The following is a 16,578-nucleotide window of genomic DNA, read 5'->3' on the forward strand; positions in this document are numbered from 1 at the left end:
CTCGGGATCGGGCTGTCGAGCAGGTCAGTCGGTGCCGGCGTAGGCGAAGGCGTCGTGGCCGGGCTGAGCGTCCATGACCCTGTGGACCTGGATGTTCTTGTGGGCGATCTTGAGGTCCCCGTCGACCTCGACGTGGTCGTCGGCGTAGCGGCCGATCAGGATCTGAGTGCCTCGATCGTGGAAGAGCCGCGCCTGGAAGTAGGCGCTGGTCCGGATCAGGTGCCCGTCCCGCGACGCGATCACATTCGTCACCGCGTGCTGGCACACCTGGAAACCCCGGAGGATGTGCGCCCGGTAGATGTCGAGGAACGCCTCGGTCCCGCCTCGCTCCGCCTTTCCGCCTCGGGTGATGCGGATGTCGTCCGTGGCGAGCTCGCGCAAGGTGTCCAGGTCCTCGCGATCGACCGCATCCGCGTAGAGGTGGTAGAGCAGCGCACTGCGCGTCGTCAGACCCGCCCGGTCGTCAGTGACAAGCATGTGGGTCCTCACGTCTCGGCTCTGACGGGAACGCTGCGTCGAGACGTTCGTCCGCTCGACGGGCGTCGTCAGAACCGTGATAATGGTTCGCTTGGATGTAGCGGCATGCTGTCAGAGCGCTCGACGCTGCGCAAGCGCCCGGCTCAGGCGCCGGTCCACTCCGGGGGCGGTGCCGGCGCCCCCGGAAGCCCCCCGAAGACGTCGGGCAGGTCCGCCGGGACGGTCCGGGTGAAGCGCGCCGGCCGCCGCTCCAGGAACGACGCGACCCCCTCGGCCACGTCCGGGCTCGCGCCCCGCTCGACCATCGCGCGCGACTCGGCGATGTGGGAGTACATGGGATGCGGGAAGGCCAGGCCCTGCCACAACAGCTGACGGTTGAGCGACACCGAGACCGGGGCGGCGGCGTCGGCGATCTGCCGCGCCAGCTCCATCGCCGCCGGCAGCAGATCGTCCGGGGCGTGGACGGCGTGGACCAGGCCCGCGGCGAGCGCCTCCTCGGCGCCGAACACCCGGCCGGTGAGGGTCCACTCCGCCGCACGCTGGATGCCGACGAGCCGCGGCAGGAACCAGCTCGACGCGCTCTCCATGACGATGCCGCGCTGGGCGAACACGAAGCCGAACTTCGCCCGCTCGCTGGCCAGTCGGATGTCCATGGGTAGGGTCATCGTCACCCCGACACCGACCGCGGCCCCGTTGACCGCCGCGATCAGCGGCTTCGTCGAGGCGAAGAACCGCAGGGCCAGCTCGCCACCGCTGTCGCGCTGCCGGGCGCTCTCGTCGTCCCCGGCACGGGCGAAGGCGTCGGGATCGGACAGGTCCATCCCCGCGCAGAAGGCCCGGCCGGCCCCGGTCACCACGACGGCGCGAACGTCGTCGTCCCGGTCGAGGTCGCCGACCACCGCGACGAGGTCGTCCTTCATGGCGACGGTGTAGGCGTTGAGCTGGTCCGGGCGGTCGAGCGTGACGACGGCGATCCCGTCGGCCTTCTCGACCGCGATCGTGCCGGCCACTACCGACCGGGCCGGACCGTCGTCGCGCAGCCCTCGGGGCGCCCGGATCGGCAGTACGGGGGGCTCGGTGGGCGCCGCGTCATGGACTAGCCTTTCCGCAGATAGTTTGGCGTATAATCATATCCATCAATCTGCTGAACGGCTGAGCCGGTGGCCGAAACCATCCCGTCGACGTCCACCGACCCATGGCCGAAGGTGAGCCGAACATGACCCACTCGATCCGACCCCAGAAGATGGCGCTCATCGTCGCCCAGCGCATCGTGCGCGACATCGAGCGCGAGGGTCTGGGGCCCGGCGACAAGCTGCCGCCCGAGCGGGTCATGATGGAGACGTACGAGGCGGGCCGCGGCACGCTGCGCGAGTCGCTCCGATTCCTCGAACTGCAGGGCGTCCTCTCGTTCAAGCCGGGGCCCGGTGGGGGTCCGGTCATCGAGAAGCCGACCGCCGACAACCTCGCGACGACGCTCACCCTGCTGCTCCAGTTCGACGGCGCGCGTTACCAGGTGATCGCCGAGGCGCGCGAGGCCTTCGAGCCCGTGATGGCACAGCTGGCGGCCAGCCGGATCACCCCCGAGCACCTCGTCCAGCTCGAGCAGACGGTCACGGACATGGCCGACAACCTCGAGGACGTCGAGGTCTACCTCGACGCCAACCGCCGGTTCCACAACGTCATCGCATGGGCGTCGGGCAACGCGCTGTTCGGTCACCTGGTCGACGTCATGGGCGGCGCCATGGACATCAGCGGGGCCGCGCAGGGCATCCAGTACCCGCTGAAGCGGCGCCAGGCCGTGCTCAAGGCGCACCAGGAGATCTTCGAGGCGATCCGGAACTCCGAGCCGGAGCAGGCCGAGAAGAGCATGCGAACGCACATCGACGAGTACCTGGTGTACGCCTCCCGCAAGTACCCCGACGCGCTGGACAAGCCCATCCGCTGGTGAGCGAGGCCCCGCCTCAGAGCAGCTGACATCGAGCCCGGACGATGTTGCCCACAGCATCCGGAGGTTCTCGGTCAGGCCGGTGGCCGCCCACGTGGTCGCGCCGTAGACGGTCCCCCGTGACGAGGTTGCTGCGTCGTCCGCTCACCGACCTGCTTACTCCGCCAGCGCGGCCTCGCCGAGGAACGCCCGCAGCACGGAGGCGTGACTGCGCGCCTCCTTGGCCTCACCGGTGTAGACGACCTCGCCTCGGGTCACGGCCACGACCGCGTCGGCGACGTCCAGTCCCGCTTCGGCGTTCTGCTCGACCATGAGGATCCCGATGCCGGCGTCGGCCATCGTCCGGACCCGCTCCAGCACGGTGTCGACGACGACGGGAGCCAAGCCCATCGACGGCTCGTCCATCAGCATGATCTTGGGCTGCGACATCAGGGCGCGGCCGAAGGCCAGCATCTGCTGCTCGCCGCCGCTGAGCAGCGCGGCGGCGCCCTCGCTGCGCTCCCGGAGGATCGGGAACATCTCGTAGACCCGGGCCAGCGTCTCGTCGAATTCCGTTCTCGACGCGGTGTAGCCACCCAGCCGCAGGTTCTCGGCGACGGTCAGGGGACCGAACACCCGACGGCCCTCCGGCACGAGCGCGACACCCCGGCGCACGATGGCGTGCGGGGCCAGGCCGGTGAGGTCGGTGCCGTCCAGCGTCACGGTGCCGCTGGCCGGCGGCTCGAGGCCGGCGACGGCCTTGAGCGTCGTGCTCTTGCCCGCACCGTTCGGTCCGAGTACGAGGGTGATCTTCCCGGGGTGCACCGAGAGGGACACCCCTCGGACCGCCTCGACGTGGGCGTAGTTGACGTGCAGGTCGCTGATCTCAAGCATGCTCGCGGAACTTCCTTCCGAGGTAGGCCTCCTGCACCAGGGGGTTCTGCACGACCTCGCGCGGCTCGCCCTCGGCGATGAGCTTGCCCGTGTTCATGGCGAACACGTAGTCGCACGTGTCGATCATCATCTGCACGTCGTGCTCCACGAGCAGCTGGCAGAGCTCGCCCTCCGAGCGCATGTCCCTCAGCAGCCCCGAGATCTCCGCGCGCTCCGCCTGGTTCATCCCTGCCGTCGGCTCGTCGAGCAGGAGCAGCCTCGGTTCCATGGCCATCGCCCGAGCGATCTCGACCCGACGCTGAGTGCCGTAGGAGAGCTCGGTCGGGTAGTAGGACTCGAAGCCGTTCAGGCCGGTCCGCGCAATCGCGGCGGCGACGGGAGGTGACGGCGGGGTCGTCCCGATCCCGGCCATGCCCTTGACCCGCGAGAGGAGGTCCCCGCGCGGAGCCGCGGAGCCTGACCCGCCGCGGCCGGTCCGCGCGTCCGCACCGACCTGGATGTTGGCCTGGACGTCGAGGTCGGGCAGCAGCCGGACCGTCTGGAAGGTGCGCGCGACGCCCAGGTGCACCAGCTTGTCGGGCCGCACCCCGGTGTAGTCCTGCCCGTCGAACAGGAGGTCGCCGCGCGTCAGCTGGGTCAGCCGGGTGATGGCACCGATCAACGTCGTCTTGCCCGAACCGTTGGGTCCGATGATGCCGTAGATCAGGCCGGGCTCGAGCTTCAGCGTGACGCCGTCGACGGCCTTGACCCCACCGAAGTGGACGGCGACGTCGCGCAGCTCCAGCACCGGTGCACCTGCGCTCTCCTCCCGGCGTCCCTCCTGTGACTGGTCGACGCTCATGCCTTGCCCCCCAGCAGCGACGTGGACGAGGACGCGCCCGTGGCGGGCGAGGTGTTCTGCGCCCCACCGGCCGTCGGACCGGTCATGAGCGGTTCGAGGTCGGGCTCGGGCTCCAGCTCTGCCGGTGGTGGGGCGGCCGGCTTGCGTCTGCGGCGCTGGATCGCACGGGTGATGTCGACGAAGACGCCGTGGATCCCGCGCGGCAGCAGGACCGCGGCGACGGCGACGATGACGCCGTAGAGCAGGGTCTCCCACTCGCCCACGAACTCGAGGAAGGTCGGCAGCCAGGTGAAGACGATCGCGCCGATCACGGCGCCCTTCCACGACATGGCGCCCCCGACGATGATCATCGTGAGTGCCAGGACGATCAGGTGGAAACCGATGTCGAGCGGGCCGATCGTGGTGCGGACCATGACGTTCAGGGCGCCGGCGAGCCCGCCCAGCGCACCGCTCACCACGAACGCGGCGAGCCGGTACCGGCGGACGTTGATCCCCGCGGACGCGGCCAGCTGCTGGTCGTCCCGGACGGCGTGCACCCGACGGCCGACCTTGCCGTGCTCGCTGAGCACCACCAGGCCGAGGACGATCAGCGTCAGGACCCACATCGTCGGCATCGTGAAGTCGGTGAGGACCCCGTAGAGGCCCGTCGACGACCCGGTGAACGTCCCGCCGTTGATCGCGATGACACCGATGATGAGGTCGAACGCGACGGTCGCCATGGCGAGGTAGAGGCCGGCGAGCCGGGCGATCACGAGGCCCAGCAGCAGGCCGATGACCGCCGTCAGGACCACGGCCAGGCCGATGGCGGCCAGGGAGCCCAGTTGCCAGTGGATGGCCATGAGGGCCGCGGCGTAGGCGCCGATGCCGTAGGAGCCGACCCCGGCGAAGGAGAACACCCCCATGCGCAGGGGCACCTGCACCGAGAGCGCCATGAGCAGGCCGGTGAGCGTCGCCTGAACGAGGACCAGGTTGGCGTAGTACCAGGTGCTCATGCCCGTCGAACCTCCTTGCGGCCGAACACGCCGGACGGCCGGACCAGCAGAACCAGGAAGATGAGTCCGAACGCGACCGCATCGGTCCACGAGCCGCTGGTGTTCAGCAGGACCCAGGTCTCGACGGCCGCGAGGGCGAAGGCGCCGAAGGCGACCCCGAGCATCGAGCCGACACCGCCGAGGATGACGATGGCGAACGCCTTGATCAGCAGGATGTCGCCGCTCTCGGGCGTGATCGCCCCGAGCGTGTAGGTGAACAGCACCCCGGCGAGGCCGGCCATGCCGCCGGAGACCGCCATGGTCACCAGGGCGAGCTGCCGGCGGTTGATGCCCATCAGGCTGGCGACCTCGGAGTCCACGCCGATCGAGCGGAGCGCGAGGCCGTGCTTGGACCGGCGGAACCACAGTGCCGTGACGGCCCACAGGGCGATCCCGATGACGATCGTGAGCACCGCGACGTTGGTGATGCGGACGTCCCCGAACTGCCAGACGTTCACGTCGAAGCTGGACTCGGAGAGCCCGAACGGGTTGCTCTTGGTCTGGCGCTGCGCGATCGCCAGGGGGATGGTGGCGATGCCGATGCCGCCGATCAGGATCTGCATCTCCGCGGAGCGCTTGGTCCGCGCGCGCTTGAGGATCTGCTCGAATGCGAGCACCTGGATCAGCAGTGACAGCAGCGCGCCGACCAGGACGCCGACGAGCACCACGCCGAGGATCGGCAGCTGCACGGAGCCGAGCACGAGGTACGCCGTGAACGTGGCGAACATGAAGATCGCCCCGTGGGCGAAGTTCAGGATGTCGATGGTGCCCCACGTGAGGCTCAGCCCCAGGGCGAAGAGCAGGTAGATCGAGCCGAGGCTGATAACGCTCAGTAGTTCCTGCAACAGTCCGCTCCGCTCTGGATGGGATCGGGAGTGGCGAGGCGGCGGGCCGCGATCTGATGTGCGGCCCACCGCCTCGCGTCAGCGTGACAGGTGGAGACTTCCGACGGGAAGGTCAGCCCTCGGCGGCGTAGAGCAGTTGGCTCTCGGTGCCGGTCCACTCGACGGCGGCGCCGGCCACCTGGATGGTGCCGTCCTCCCACGTGAGGTCCTCACCGAGCGCACCGGTCCACGGCTCCGCCGCGACGGCGGCCATTCCCTCGATGATGTCCGCCCGCTCGGCCGAGCCGGCCTCCTTGATGGCACGCGCAAGGAACCAGGCGGCGTCGTAGCCCTCGGCCGCGTAGTTCAGCGGGTCCTCGCCGTACTCCTCGTTGTAGGCCTCGACGAACGCCTGGCTGGACTCGACCTCCTGTGCCGGGTGGAAGTCGGTCGCCCACACCATGCCTGCGCCGTCCTCACCGGCCGGCGACAGGTTGCCGGCGCTGGCGCCGGCGTTGCCCAGGACCGGCCCGTCGTAGCCCGCCTGCCGCAGCTGTGTCATGGCCGTCGGGTTGGCGGCACCGACCAGCAGGAGCGACACCACGTCCGGGTCGGCGTCCAGGACCTGACTGATCGCCGCGCTGAAGTCCTGCGTCGTGGGCGTGGTGCCCACCTCGGCGACCACCTCGAGGCCGAGGCCCGGGATCGACTCCTTGGCGACCTCCTCGAGGGTCGGGGTGGGCGCGTAGATGACGCCCACGGTCTCCCAGCCGTTCTCGTCCACGTACTCCTGGAGGGCCGGGTAGTAGGAGCTCATCAGCGGCGTGGCGCGGTACGTGGCGTCACCGATCACGACGCCCTCACTGCCGGCCTGCGTGTAGATGATCGGCAGACCCGCCTGCTGCGCCAGCGGCGACTGGGCGACAGCCTCCTGGCTGGACACCGAGCCGTACACGGCCGCAACGCTCGGGTTCGCGATCGCCGTGCTGAGCTCGCTCGCGGCAGTGGGGATCTGACCCTTGGTGTCCTTGTACTCCACCTCGATGGTCGTGTTCTCGCCGAGGAAGCCCTGCTCGTTGATCTCCTTGACCGCGAGCTTGAAGCCGTCCTCGGCCGAGAGGCCGGCGAACGCAGCGGGGCCGGTCTCGGGGTTGATGCTGACGAAGTTGATGACCTCCGGAAGGTTGGCGCCCTCGGAGCCACCCCCGCCACCACCACCGGTGCCGCCTCCGTCGTCACCACCACCGCATGCCGCCACAAACAGCAGGCCGGCGGTCGACAGAGCGACCACGGCCCGGCGTGAACGCAGAATCCTCATTCCAGCCTCTCCAGACATATGACAATCATGCGCATCATCGGCATGTGTGACGGTCACCATAGGGCGAGTCCGGAGGGATGTCCATAGCCCGTTCCCGACCTGTGACAGGCGGGCTCAGGCGACCAGGAAACGGTCCAGCGCCTCGTCCCGTTCACGACAGAATCTGCGGGTGAGTGCCGCGTCCGGGGCGAACAGGTCGAAGCCGTGGACGCCGCCGGGGTAGACGTGCAGCTCGGTCGGGACCTGGGCCTCGAGCAGCCGCCGGGCGTAGTCGACGTCCTCGTCGCGGAAGAGGTCCAGCTCGGTCGTCGCGATCCAGGTGGGCGGCAGACCCACCAGCCGGTCCGCTCGCGCCGGGGCTGCGTAGGCCGGCACGTCGTCCCCGGCCAAGCCCCCGAGGTAGGCCGCCCAGCCGATGCGGTTGCTCTCGTGGTTCCACACCCGGGGATCGGTGACCGCGCGGCTGGAGACGGTGCGCTCCCGGTCGTCCAGCATCGGGTAGACCAGCAGCTGGCCCGCCACGGCGGACTCGCCACGGTCCCGCGCGAGGAGCGTCAGCCCGGCCGCCACCCCGCCTCCCGAGCTGGCCCCACCCACCACCACGCGGCCGGGGTCGGCGGCGATCCCCTTCAGGCCGGCGGTCACCGCCGCCAGGACGGCGTAGCAGTCGTGCAGGGCGGCCGGGTACGGGTGCTCGGGCGCGCGGCGCCAGTCGACGGCCAGCGCCACGCAGCCGGTGCGGGCGACGACCGTGTCGAGCAGCGGGTCGTCCTGCTCCGGCGCCCCGAGCACGTGACCGCCGCCGTGCACCCAGAGCAGGACGGCGCCGGTCGCCTCCCCCACCGGCCGGTGCACCCGGACGCGCACGTCGGGGTCGCCCGCCGCTCCGGGGACCCATCGGTCGTCGACGAGCACGCGCCCGCTGGGGGTCCACCGGGCACGCCCGGCCGCGGCCAGCCGGTCACGCTCCTCCCGGGCCCGCGGGATGTCCGTGAGGTCGAGCGAGGGGATCGTGTCGAGCACGGCCTCGACCTCGGGATCGCACCGGCCCGGGAGGGTCACCGGTCCGCGCCGAGACGCGGCCCGGGGGTGAAGGTCGCCGGGATGCGTTGGAAGCCGGCGTTGACGCCCTGGTGCGGATAGGTCTGCAGGCCCGCCTCGTCCACGACGTAGTCGGGCATCCGGCGGATCACCTGCCCGATCAGCTCCTTGGCGATCGCCCGCCCGACATGGGCGCCGGCGCAGCGGTGGATACCCATGCCGAAAGCGGTGTGCCGGTTCGGCCACCGGGTCAGGACGACGTCCTCCGCGTCCTCGAACTGCCCCGGGTCGCGGTTGGCCGAGCTCCAGGCCAGCAGCACCCGGTCGCCCCGCTTCATCGGGCAGCCGCGGAACTCGGTGTCCTGCGTGACGGTGCGCGCGAGGGCCTGGGTCGGGGAGAACGCGCGGAGGAACTCCTCCACCGCCCGCGCCAGGAGGTCGGGGTCCTCCAGCAGCTGCCGGCGCTGGTCGGGATGCCGGCTCAGGTGGACCAGGGTCTGGCTGACGAGGGACGCAGTGGTCCCAACGCCGCCGGAGATCAGCAGCTCCACCATCGAGTAGGCGGCGTCGTCGCTGATCGGCGTCCCGTCGACGTCCTGGGCGAGGAGGTAGCTGATCAGGTCGTCGCGCGGCTGCGCCCGGCGGGCTGCGATGGCCACCGTGATCTGCCCTTCCATCCACGGGATGTCCACCTCGACGGCGTGCGTGTGCGCCGGGCTGCCCGGGGAGTCCGCGAGGACCGAGTGCAGCGCCCGCGAATAGCGGCGCCAGTCGCCGACGTCGAGCCCGAGCCAGTCCAGGGTCACCACGGCGGGCACCCCGATGACCCCGGCGAAGTCGCACTCCCCCGTCTCGATGACCTGGTCGACGAACCAGGTCGTCCAGCGCTCGATCATCGGCTGCAGCTCGGCGACCGCGGCGGGCGACGTCACCGGGTTGAGGATCTTCCGGTAGCTGCGGTGCTCGGGCAGGTCCAGCTCGACCGGGATGTGCAGCCGCACGGGCGCCTTCGGGATGGTGTTCGCGAGCCCCTCACCGCCGTACGGGCTGCGGCCGGAGCTGAACACCGCGTCGTCCCGGGCGGCCGCGAAGACGGCGTCGTAGTCCGACAGGACCCAGTACCCCCCGTGCGCCTCCGTCCAGGCCACCGGGGCCTCGGCCCGAAGCCGGGCGTAGGAGGCCACGGGGTCGGCCGAGTGCCCCGGCGAGTTGTGGTCGAAGGGCACGACCGGGCATTTCCGTGGTTCGGTCATCCGACATCCTCCCAGGAATCAATGCATATGATAGGGAAGGACACCCGCCCTCGACCAGGAAGGTCGACATGCAGATCGGCGTGATCCTCGGTGACGTCCACGGCAGCGTGTCCCCCAGGCAGCACCTGGACGCGCTGCTCCGGCAGGTGGAGGCCGTCCAGCGCAACGGGCTGACCTACGTGACGATCGGCCACCACTACCTCTACGGCGACTACCGCTGGCTCCAGCCGATCCCGACGCTGGCCCGCATCGCCGCCGAGCTGGACGACTCCGTCACCCTGGGCACCGCCGTCATCCAGGTGCCGCTGCTCCACCCCATCGCCCTGGCCGAGGAGCTGGCCACCCTCGACATCATGACCCGCGGCCGGCTCGTCGTCGGCATGGGCGCGGGGTACCGCGAGGACGAGTTCACCGCGCTCGGCGTCGACTTTGCGAAGCGCTTCGCGATGATGGACGAGGCCATCCAGATCATGCGGCAGCTCTGGACGCAGGACGTCGTCAGCTTCGAGGGTCGGTTCTGGTCCTTCCGGGACGGGCACACGCACATCCGTCCGTGGCAGGACCCGCACCCGCCGCTGTGGATCGGCGCCATGAAGGACGCCGGCGTCCGCCGCTCGGCACGGCTGGGCGACGGCTGGCCGGTCACGCCGGAGACCACGGTGCCGGAGATGATCCGTCTCATGGCTCTGTACGAGGACGAGCGCGAGCGCCTGGGCCGGCCGCAGGTGAGGCACCCGCTGCGCCGCGAGATCGTCCCCGCGCCGACCACCGACGCCGCCTTCGACCGCTTCGAGGGCATGGCCAAGGAGCGGCTGCTCGCGTACGCCGCCCGGTCGCTCGAGACCCGGGACGCCGGGGTGCTCAGCCGCCAGTTCCGAGCGGTCGCCGCGAAGGAGACCTTCATCGGCACGCCGGACGAGTGCATCGAGCAGATCCGCCAGCTGGCCGCGATCGTCCCGATCGACCCGATCCTCGTGCGCGCCCAGTGGCCGCGCATGACCAGCGATCAGGTGGTGGCCTACCTCGACGACCTCGGCCGGGACATCGTGCCCGCCGTCCGGGAGATCGAGTCGGTCGACCGCGTCGTGCGCGAGGCGGCCGTCCCGTCCTGAGGTGCCGAAATGGCGGTTTCGGCACCTCGCCACAGGTGCCGAGATCGCCATTTCGGCACTAGGGCTCGGCGACGACGCCCGTCTCGAGCAGCTCGTCCACGGCAGCGCCGTCGTAGCCGCACTGGGCGAGGATCTCGCGCGTCTGCTGCCCCGGCGACACCGCCGGAGAGGGCACCGGGGTCGTGCTGCGGCTGAACCGCGGGGCCACGGCGGGCTGCGGATGCGGGCTTCCGTCGAGCGGTTCGTAGGCCGACCGGGCGACGGCGTGCGGGTGCGCCGCCGCCTCGTCCAGGTCGAGCACCGGCGTGACGCAGGCGTCCACCCCGGCGAAGGCCTCCGCCCACTCGTCCCGGGTACGCGTCGCGAACGCCGCGGTGAGCGCCTCGCGGAGCGCCGGCCAGCGGCTCCGGTCCTTGTGGCTGCCGGCGAGCCGGGGGTCCTCGTCCAGCCCGAGGACGGCGAGCATCGTCCGGAAGAAGCGCTCCTCGATCGTGCCCACGGCGACCCAGCGGCCGTCGGCGCACGTGTAGACGTCGTAGTACGGGCAGCCGGTGTCGAGCAGGTTGTCGCCGCGCCGGGCCGACCACCGCCCCCGCGCGCGCAGCCCGTGGATCAGGGCCATCAGCGTCCCGGTGCTGTCGAAGACATTCGCGTCCACGACCTGCCCGCGCCCCGACCGACCCGATTCCAGCAGCGCGCAGACGATGCCGAAGGCCAGCGACGACGCTCCTCCGCCGAAGTCGCCGACCAGGTTCAGCGGCGGCACCGGCCGCTCGCCGGCGCGCCCGATGGCGTGCAGGGCCCCGGTCAGGGAGATGTAGTTGACGTCGTGGCCGGCCGCCCCGGCGAGCGGGCCGTCCTGGCCCCAGCCGGTCATGCGGCCGTACACCAGCCGCGGGTTGCGGGCCAGGCATTCGTCCGGGCCGAGGCCGAGCCGTTCGGCCACACCCGGCCGGAAGCTCTCCACGAGGACGTCGGCCGTCGCCACCAGGTCGAGCACGACGTCGCGGCCGCGCGGCTGCTTCAGGTCGACGGCGATCGACCGCCGGCCCCGCTCCAGGACCGGGTTCGGGGTGTAGTCGGCCGACGCGGGCCCGGCGCGGTCCACGCGGACGACGGACGCACCCATGTCGGCCAGCAGCATCGCGCAGTAGGGGCCCGGACCGATCCCGGCGAGCTCCACGACGGTGATGCCCGCGAGCGGGCCGGTGTCAGTCATCGGCGGACTCGGCGGCGAGCAGCGCGCGCAGCCGCGCCTTGGCCACCTTGTCGAGGGTCGACCGCGGCAGCTCGTCCACCACCCGCACCTCCCGGGGGCGCTTGAACGCGGCGAGCAGAGCCGCGCAGCGCTCGGTCAGCTGCTCCGGGGAGAGGACGGCATCCGGCCAGGCGGTCACGAACGCCACCGGGACCTCGCCCAGCATGCGGTCGGGCCGCCCGACGACGGCGGCCTCCCGGACGCCGGCCACCCCGAGGAGCACCCGCTCGATCTCCGGCGCCCCGATGTTCTCCCCGCCGACCTTGAGCACGTCCTTGGCCCGCTCGGCGAACGTGAGCGTGCCCTCGACGTCGAGCCGCACCCGGTCGCCGGTGACGAACCAGCCGTCCGAGGTGAAGCACCGCGCCGTCGCCTCGGGGTCGTGCAGGTACTCCTGGAACAGCGAGACCCCCCGCCTGCCCCGCACGCGCAGGGTGCCGTCGGCCCCCGGCTCGACCGGGCGGCCGTCGTCGTCCAGCACCGCCACCTCGTACTCGGGCGCCGGGCGGCCCATCGACCCGGCACGGTCGGGGTGCAGCAGCCCGCCCACGACGGGGTGCGAGACGGTCTCGGTCATGCCGAACCACCCGATCACCGGGACGCCGCCCGTCACCGGCGCCGGATCCAGGCACGCGCTGCCGCCCCAGCCGCGGTAGCGGTGCCCGGACGGCACCTCCCGGTCGGCGAGCGCGCGGAGGCAGAAGGACACCACCGACGTCCACGTGGCTCCGTACCGCACCGAGACGTCCCAGAAGCGGGACGCCGAGAACTTCGGCATCAGCACGACCTGGCCGCCGGACCACAGGCTGGAGAGGAAGGAGTACGAGAGCGCGTTGGTATGGAACAGGGGCAGGTGCACGAGGTTGACGTCGGACGGGCCGAGCCCCTGGTGCGCGGCGCCGACCTGCCCGCCCCACAGGCAGTTGGCCTGGGTCCAGACGACGCCCTTCGGCCGCGCCGTGGTGCCGGAGGTGTACTGCACCGACGCCGGCGTCGACACGGGCAGCACCCCCGTCACGCCGTCCGGCTCCACCGCCAGCAGGGTCGCCACCGCGTCGGCACCGCCCCCTCCCGCGCCGCTGACGGCGAGGAACCGCAGCCCCGGGAGCGCCGTCGCGACGTCGTCGGCACGGTCGGCGGACACGACGGCGGCGACCGCGCCGCTGTGCTCGCCGGCGTAGCGGAGCTCGTCGACCGAGCCCGCGGGGTTGAGGCAGACGGCGACGGCGCCCACGGTCGTGGCGGCGGTCCACGCGAGCAGGAAGTCCGGGTGGTTCGGCAGCACGATGGCGAGGGAGTCGCCGGGGCGCAGCCCCCGCGCACGGAAGGCGGCGACGAGGGACGCCACGTCGCGGGCGAACTCCCCGCGGGTCCAGGCGGCCGGGCCGCCCTCGAAGGGCACCCAGGTGAGGAAGGGGCGGTCCGGCGCCGTGTCGGCCCAGCGTCGGACCAGCCAACCGACGTCGCGGCCCCCTCCCGGGGGCACAGGATCCGTCACGCGGGCCATTGCAGGTGCTTGACGGTGAAGAACTCCCCGAAGCCGTCCTCGCCCATGTCCATGCCGACGCCCGACTGCTTCGCACCAGCCCAGGGCACATCGGGCCGCGACCCGCCGCCCCCGTTGATGGCGACGGTTCCGGTCTCGAGACGGGCGGCGACCGCCCGCGCCTCCCCGGGGTCGCCCCACACGAGCGCGTTGAGCCCGTACCGGCTGTTGTTCGCGACCGCCACCGCCTCGTCGACGGTGTCGTACACGAAGACGGTGGCCACCGGCGCGAACAGCTCGTCCTGGGCGATCTCGTCGTCCGGGTGCACGTCGCCGAGCAGCGTGGGCTGGAGGAAGAAGCCGTCGAGGCCGTCGGGGCGCCCGCCTCCGGCGAGCACCGTCGCCCCCTTGTCCACGGCCCGGGCGAGGTAGCCCTCGACCCGCTCCCGGTGCTCCGCGGTGATCAGCGGGCCCACCTCGGTCGCCTCGGCGTACGGGTCGCCGACGGGGAGCGCGGCCAGCACCGTCCGGGCCCGCTCCAGGAAGGCGTCGGCGTCGTCGCGGTGGACGAGGATGCGGGTGGTCGCGCCGCACCCCTGCCCGGCGTTGCGGCAGAACCGCAGGATCGACGGCGTCACGGCCCGGTCCAGGTCCGCGCCCGGGAGGATCACCGTCGGCGACTTGCCGCCGAGCTCCAGCACGACCTTCTTGGCGGTCGGCGCGGCGGCGGTCATGACGGCGGCACCGACCGCGTTCGACCCGGTGAACGTCACCATGTCGACGGCGGGGTGGGAGCAGAGCCGCTCCCCCACGGCGGGATCGCCCGGGACCAGGTTCAGCACGCCCGGCGGGATCCCGGCCTCCTCGGCCAGCCGGAGGAAGGCCACCGAGCACAGGGCGCCGCGGGGCGACGGCATCAGGACGACGGAACAGCCGGCGGCCAGCGCCGGCGCCACCTTCCAGCTGATCATGTTGATCGGGTAGTTGTACGGCGTGATCGCGGTGACCACCCCGATCGGCTCCCGCAGCAGCACGCTCTCCGACTGCAGTGCCCCCGTCTGCGGCGGGAGCACCTCCTCGTAGCCGCCGCGCGGGCCGCGCTCGGCCATGTCGGCGGCCCACCGGAAGTTGACCGCCGGCGTGGCGGTCTGCAGGGTCCGCGCGAGGGAGATCGGCGAGCCCACCTCGGCGACGACCAGCCGGGCGAGCTGCTCGTGGTCCCGCTCGAGCAGGTCCGCGAGGCGGCGCAGCACGGCCGCTCGCTCCACCGGCGTCCGGCGGCGCCAGTCGCCGGCGTCGAAGCTGCGCCGGGCCGCAGCCACTGCGGCGTCGGCCTGGTCCACGCCGGCCAGCCGCCAGGTGGCCAGCTCGGCGCCGGTCCCCGGCTCCACCGAGGTGAAGGGGGCGCCGGTGCCGGTGGTCCACGTCCCGTCGAGGTAGCAGGTGCGCTCGGCGAGGGTCGGGTCGATCACGGGAACTCCCTGTGCTTACAGATCGATGTCCAGGACGAGGGACTGGAAGGCCTTGCCGTGCGGGTCCACGCGCAGGGTCATGGAGACGCCGCCGTCCAGGGCCCGCTCGAGGACGAAGTTGAGCCCGTGCGCCGCGGGGATCTCGTACCGCGTCACCGGACCGCGGACCAGGTCGCCGAAGTGTTCCTGCACGACCTCGGCGGTCAGCCGCTCCGCCAGCTTCGGGTAGTCGGCGGGGTCGTAGACGAAGACGCAGATGTTGCTCACCTCACCCTTGTCGCCCGAGCGGCTGTAGGCGAGCTCGCGCAGCTTCATGCCGCGACCACCTCGACGTCGAGCTCGACCAGTTCCCGGGGGACGTAGGCCGGGGTGACGCCGAGCGCCGGGACGACGCTGCCGGCGGCTCCCCCGCCGCCGGCCGGGCCGAAGTAGAGGAGCTCCATCTCGTGCACCGCCGCGCGGGCCAGATCGGCGTCCCGGGTGCGCAGCGCCATGCGCAGCCGCACCTCCGTCGGGTAGCCGCCCCGGAGCCGGTCCCCGAACAGCGAGTCGAACCCCTGCAGGTCGAAGCGCAGGTCGTCGATCCGGTCGGCCGCGGGCTCGAGGCGCCGGCGCACGATCTCCTCGGCCCGGCGTGCCCGCTCGACGCATCCGGGGCCGCCGTAGGACATCTCGCCGGTGGCCTTCCAGCCCTGGTCGACGCCGACGAGGACCTTCAGGTGCGTGGGGCGGGGCCGCCCGCGCGCACCGCCGAGGCGGACCCGGTCACCGCCCAGGTCCTCGAACGACACGGTGGAGAAGTCGGCCGTGACGTCGGGGGTGAGGTAGGCCGCGGGGTCGTGGATCTCGTAGTAGACCTGCGTCTTCATGGTCCGCTCGTCGACGGCGCCGCCGGTCCCGTCGAGCTTGGTGACGACGACCGACCCGTCCTCGACCTCGGCCAGCGGGAACCCGAGGTTGTGCGGGTCCGGGACCACCCGGTACGGCGGGTCCTCGAAGTTGCCGCCGGTGGAGTGCACGCCGCACTCGAGCAGGTGCCCGACCAGGGTGGCGTGGGCGACACGGTCCCAGTCGTCGAGCGCCCAGCCGAGCTCGTGGCAGATGGGGCCGACGAACAGCGAGGGGTCGGCGAGCCGGCCGCCCAGCACGATCTGCGCGCCGCCCTCGAGCGCCTCGACGATCGGCTCGGCCCCGATGTAGGCGTTCGCCGAGACCAGTGCGCCGCCGAGGGCGCGCACCGTCGTCCCGAATTCCGGCAGCTCCAGGTCGAGGTCGCGCACGAGGTCGCGGACGTCGTCCCCACGGATCACGCCGATGCGCGTGCCCGACAGGCCGACGGCCTGCAGGTTGCGCGCGAAGTCCGCGCAGGCGGCGTCGGGGTTGGCCGCCCCGAAGTTGCCGACCACCTTCCGGCCGGACGAGAGGTACCGGGCCAGCAGCGGCACCAGCGCGTCGATGCGTTCGTCCTGCCCGGCGGCGGGGTCCCGACGGCGGCGCACCTGCGCCAGTGCCATCGTGCGCTCGGCCAGGCAGTCGAAGCCGAGGTAGGAGACCCGGCCGCTCTCGGCCATCGCCGCCGCCGGCTCGAGCCGGTCGTTCGCGTAGGCGGAGCCGGCCCCGAGGGTGAGCACGCGGCCGGAGGCCATC

At 72.0% G+C, this 16,578-nt stretch carries 16 protein-coding genes; 2 read left to right on the plus strand and 14 right to left on the minus strand.

All coding sequences use genetic code 11. From position 1 onward, the window contains the following. Positions 1-24: 24 nt before the first annotated feature. Both E4P40_RS00340 and E4P40_RS00345 read right to left on the minus strand, forming a co-directional pair. Positions 25-477: a nuclear transport factor 2 family protein gene (locus E4P40_RS00340; RefSeq protein ID WP_135156565.1), complete on the minus strand. Its 453-nt coding sequence runs from the start codon at positions 475-477 to the stop codon at positions 25-27. 143 nt (positions 478-620) lie between these two features. Beyond that, the gene (locus E4P40_RS00345) at positions 621-1,487 is read right to left on the minus strand and encodes an enoyl-CoA hydratase-related protein (RefSeq protein ID WP_135156563.1); all 867 of its coding nucleotides are present in this window, start codon (positions 1,485-1,487) and stop codon (positions 621-623) included. Positions 1,488-1,693: 206 nt separating this feature from the next. Here E4P40_RS00345 and E4P40_RS00350 point away from each other — a divergent pair, with 206 nt between their 5' ends. Next, complete coding sequence (locus tag E4P40_RS00350) at positions 1,694-2,425, plus strand: FadR/GntR family transcriptional regulator (protein WP_135156561.1); 732 nt, start codon at positions 1,694-1,696, stop codon at positions 2,423-2,425. 153 nt (positions 2,426-2,578) lie between these two features. On the opposite strand, the gene E4P40_RS00355 is transcribed toward E4P40_RS00350, so the two are convergent. The 7 genes from E4P40_RS00355 to E4P40_RS00385 form a co-directional block, all read right to left on the minus strand. Continuing rightward, positions 2,579-3,295 carry an ABC transporter ATP-binding protein gene (locus E4P40_RS00355; protein WP_135156559.1) on the minus strand — a complete coding sequence of 239 codons (717 nt, stop codon included), beginning with the start codon at positions 3,293-3,295 and terminating at the stop codon, positions 2,579-2,581. Beyond that, positions 3,288-4,136, minus strand: a complete 849-nt coding sequence (locus E4P40_RS00360; RefSeq protein ID WP_135156558.1) for an ABC transporter ATP-binding protein — start codon at positions 4,134-4,136, stop codon at positions 3,288-3,290. Before E4P40_RS00360 ends, E4P40_RS00355 begins: the two co-directional genes overlap by 8 nt. Then, positions 4,133-5,128 (minus strand): branched-chain amino acid ABC transporter permease, encoded by a 996-nt coding sequence (locus tag E4P40_RS00365; protein WP_135156557.1) that lies wholly within the window; start codon positions 5,126-5,128, stop codon positions 4,133-4,135. The genes E4P40_RS00360 and E4P40_RS00365 overlap by 4 nt, the downstream gene beginning before the upstream one ends. Beyond that, a complete protein-coding gene (locus E4P40_RS00370) occupies positions 5,125-6,012 on the minus strand; it encodes a branched-chain amino acid ABC transporter permease (protein WP_209305141.1) in 888 nt (295 codons plus the stop codon). Before E4P40_RS00370 ends, E4P40_RS00365 begins: the two co-directional genes overlap by 4 nt. A gap of 112 nt (positions 6,013-6,124) precedes the next feature. Next, positions 6,125-7,282 carry an ABC transporter substrate-binding protein gene (locus E4P40_RS00375; protein WP_167762058.1) on the minus strand — a complete coding sequence of 386 codons (1,158 nt, stop codon included), beginning with the start codon at positions 7,280-7,282 and terminating at the stop codon, positions 6,125-6,127. A gap of 141 nt (positions 7,283-7,423) precedes the next feature. Next, entirely contained in the window at positions 7,424-8,332 is a 909-nt protein-coding gene (locus E4P40_RS00380) for an alpha/beta hydrolase (protein ID WP_209305140.1), read from the minus strand. A 35-nt stretch (positions 8,333-8,367) separates the two neighbouring features. Further along, positions 8,368-9,603, minus strand: coding sequence for a cytochrome P450 (locus tag E4P40_RS00385; protein WP_135156553.1), 1,236 nt, complete (start codon positions 9,601-9,603; stop codon positions 8,368-8,370). Positions 9,604-9,671: 68 nt separating this feature from the next. Here E4P40_RS00385 and E4P40_RS00390 point away from each other — a divergent pair, with 68 nt between their 5' ends. Beyond that, positions 9,672-10,715, plus strand: a complete 1,044-nt coding sequence (locus tag E4P40_RS00390) for an LLM class flavin-dependent oxidoreductase (protein ID WP_135156551.1) — start codon at positions 9,672-9,674, stop codon at positions 10,713-10,715. Between the two features lie 58 nt (positions 10,716-10,773). Here E4P40_RS00390 and E4P40_RS00395 read toward each other — a convergent pair whose 3' ends face one another. The 5 genes from E4P40_RS00395 to E4P40_RS00415 are packed head-to-tail and all read right to left on the minus strand — an operon-like array spanning position 10,774 to position 16,577. Further along, positions 10,774-11,934: a CaiB/BaiF CoA-transferase family protein gene (locus E4P40_RS00395; protein WP_135156549.1), complete on the minus strand. Its 1,161-nt coding sequence runs from the start codon at positions 11,932-11,934 to the stop codon at positions 10,774-10,776. Beyond that, the gene (locus E4P40_RS00400) at positions 11,927-13,471 is read right to left on the minus strand and encodes an AMP-binding protein (RefSeq protein WP_167762057.1); all 1,545 of its coding nucleotides are present in this window, start codon (positions 13,469-13,471) and stop codon (positions 11,927-11,929) included. The genes E4P40_RS00395 and E4P40_RS00400 overlap by 8 nt, the downstream gene beginning before the upstream one ends. Continuing rightward, positions 13,468-14,931 (minus strand): aldehyde dehydrogenase family protein, encoded by a 1,464-nt coding sequence (locus tag E4P40_RS00405; protein WP_135156545.1) that lies wholly within the window; start codon positions 14,929-14,931, stop codon positions 13,468-13,470. The genes E4P40_RS00400 and E4P40_RS00405 overlap by 4 nt, the downstream gene beginning before the upstream one ends. A 15-nt stretch (positions 14,932-14,946) precedes the next feature. Beyond that, positions 14,947-15,246 carry a hypothetical protein gene (locus E4P40_RS00410; RefSeq protein WP_135156543.1) on the minus strand — a complete coding sequence of 100 codons (300 nt, stop codon included), beginning with the start codon at positions 15,244-15,246 and terminating at the stop codon, positions 14,947-14,949. Next, the gene (locus E4P40_RS00415) at positions 15,243-16,577 is read right to left on the minus strand and encodes an acyclic terpene utilization AtuA family protein (RefSeq protein WP_135156541.1); all 1,335 of its coding nucleotides are present in this window, start codon (positions 16,575-16,577) and stop codon (positions 15,243-15,245) included. The genes E4P40_RS00410 and E4P40_RS00415 overlap by 4 nt, the downstream gene beginning before the upstream one ends. Position 16,578 lies beyond the last annotated feature (1 nt).

It is taken from the genome of Blastococcus sp. CT_GayMR20 (assembly GCF_004570345.1).

Coding starts and splice junctions, on each gene's coding strand:
- E4P40_RS00385 (WP_135156553.1), bottom strand. CDS start 9,603: ATGACCGAACCACGGAAATGCCCGGTCGTGCCCTTCGACCACAACTCG.
- E4P40_RS00390 (WP_135156551.1), top strand. CDS start 9,672: ATGCAGATCGGCGTGATCCTCGGTGACGTCCACGGCAGCGTGTCCCCC.
- E4P40_RS00355 (WP_135156559.1), bottom strand. CDS start 3,295: ATGCTTGAGATCAGCGACCTGCACGTCAACTACGCCCACGTCGAGGCG.
- E4P40_RS00395 (WP_135156549.1), bottom strand. CDS start 11,934: ATGACTGACACCGGCCCGCTCGCGGGCATCACCGTCGTGGAGCTCGCC.
- E4P40_RS00415 (WP_135156541.1), bottom strand. CDS start 16,577: ATGGCCTCCGGCCGCGTGCTCACCCTCGGGGCCGGCTCCGCCTACGCG.
- E4P40_RS00360 (WP_135156558.1), bottom strand. CDS start 4,136: ATGAGCGTCGACCAGTCACAGGAGGGACGCCGGGAGGAGAGCGCAGGT.
- E4P40_RS00350 (WP_135156561.1), top strand. CDS start 1,694: ATGACCCACTCGATCCGACCCCAGAAGATGGCGCTCATCGTCGCCCAG.
- E4P40_RS00340 (WP_135156565.1), bottom strand. CDS start 477: ATGCTTGTCACTGACGACCGGGCGGGTCTGACGACGCGCAGTGCGCTG.
- E4P40_RS00365 (WP_135156557.1), bottom strand. CDS start 5,128: ATGAGCACCTGGTACTACGCCAACCTGGTCCTCGTTCAGGCGACGCTC.
- E4P40_RS00410 (WP_135156543.1), bottom strand. CDS start 15,246: ATGAAGCTGCGCGAGCTCGCCTACAGCCGCTCGGGCGACAAGGGTGAG.